The following is a 1,450-nucleotide window of genomic DNA, read 5'->3' as shown; positions in this document are numbered from 1 at the left end:
TAAAAGACTTCCCAATCAGAAAGTCAAGCGACCATCGTGACTGGTGGTGCAGCTTGATAGCACGCTCCGTCGCGGATCATTGCCCACAGAACATTGGCTCTGCGGCGGGCGAGCGACAGCACAGCCTGCTTGTGCCCTTTCCCCTCGGCACGCTTGCGTTCGTAGTACGCCCGCGATGCGGGACACGACCGCAGGCTGGCCATGGAGGAGAGGTAGAACGCCCGCAGGAGGCCGCGGTGATAGCGGCGGGGGCGGCGCATGTTGCCGCTGACGCGACCGGAGTCGCGCGGCACCGGGGACAGGCCGGCGAATGCCGCCAGCCGGTCAGCGGTGCCGAAGGCTTCCATGTCTCCGCCGGTGGCGGCGATGAACGTGGCTCCGAGCATGGCGCCCATGCCGGGCAGGCTGCGGATCACTTCGGCATACGGGTGCTGGTGAAACCGGGCCTCGATGAGAGCGTCGAGCTCGGCGATTTCCTCTTCGAGGGCCATCACCCCCTTCGCGAGGCGGGCCACCATCGAGGCAGCCAGCTGCTCGCCGGGCAGTGCGGTGTGCTGGGCCTGAGCCGCCTCGACGGCGGCCTGGGCGATAGGGGCGGCGCCTCTGACCTTTCGGTTCTTCAGCCAGGTCTCTATGCGCCTGGCCCCGCTTCGGCGGATGGCGGCCGGCGTTTGGTAGCCGGTCAACAGCAGGATCGGCCCCTTGTTTGTCAGGCTGAGCGAACGCTCCAAGGCCGGGAAGATCTCCAGGAGTTGTTCGCGGAGCCGGTTGATCTGACGGGTGCGGTCGTTGACCAGGTCGGTGCGGCGCCTGACCAAAATCCTGAGGTCGACGGCTATCTCGTCGCCGGGCCGGAGCACGCCGAGGTCCTTGCGCATGCGGGCCTGGTCGGCGATGACGAAGGCGTCCTTGGCATCCGTTTTGCCCTGGCCCCGGTAGGCAGCCGAAGCCTGATGAACAGCGAGCCCGGTGAGGTAAACCATCGGCTGGTCGTGGCTGAGGAGCAGACCGATGAGCAGGGCGGCACCACCGTGGTTGATGTCCACTGCCCACAGCGCATCCTCGGAGAGAGCGAGTACGTCACCGATCAGCTCCAGCAGGGCACTCTCGTCGTTCAGGACTCGCCGCGACAGCAGGCGTTCGCCCTGCGCGTCGATCACCACACAGTGGTGATGTTCCTTGCCGATGTCCATCCCGGCCCAGATCTGGGGCATGGTCACCTCCGCCAGCTCGTCGTCGCACATCGATCCCGCAGACGACCTCGCCGACGTTGTCCTACACAGCGATCGAGTCGCGTATCCCAATTAGCGGTCGAGTCGTCGCGGGGCTCCGGGCGGCCAAGTCTTTTGAGCCATCGGACGGCGACAAGCTCACAGCCATACCCGGAACCCCTGGGCCCGACGATCTTACGAATGACCGTCTCAGGCCCACGCTTGGAAGGTAGGACAAG

Annotated in this window: 1 protein-coding gene; it reads right to left on the bottom strand. The window is 65.9% G+C overall.

Going from position 1 to position 1,450, the window contains the following annotated elements; translation table 11 throughout:
• Nucleotides 1–23: 23 nt before the first annotated feature.
• On the bottom strand, nt 24–1,220 hold the full coding sequence (locus AB0I49_RS38210; protein WP_363231839.1) for an IS110 family transposase: 1,197 nt from the start codon (nt 1,218–1,220) through the stop codon (nt 24–26).
• Nucleotides 1,221–1,450 lie beyond the last annotated feature (230 nt).

It is taken from the genome of Streptomyces sp. NPDC050617 (assembly GCF_040654795.1).
GTDB lineage: Bacteria > Actinomycetota > Actinomycetes > Streptomycetales > Streptomycetaceae > Streptomyces.
This window is presented reverse-complemented; position numbering and strand designations above follow the sequence as displayed.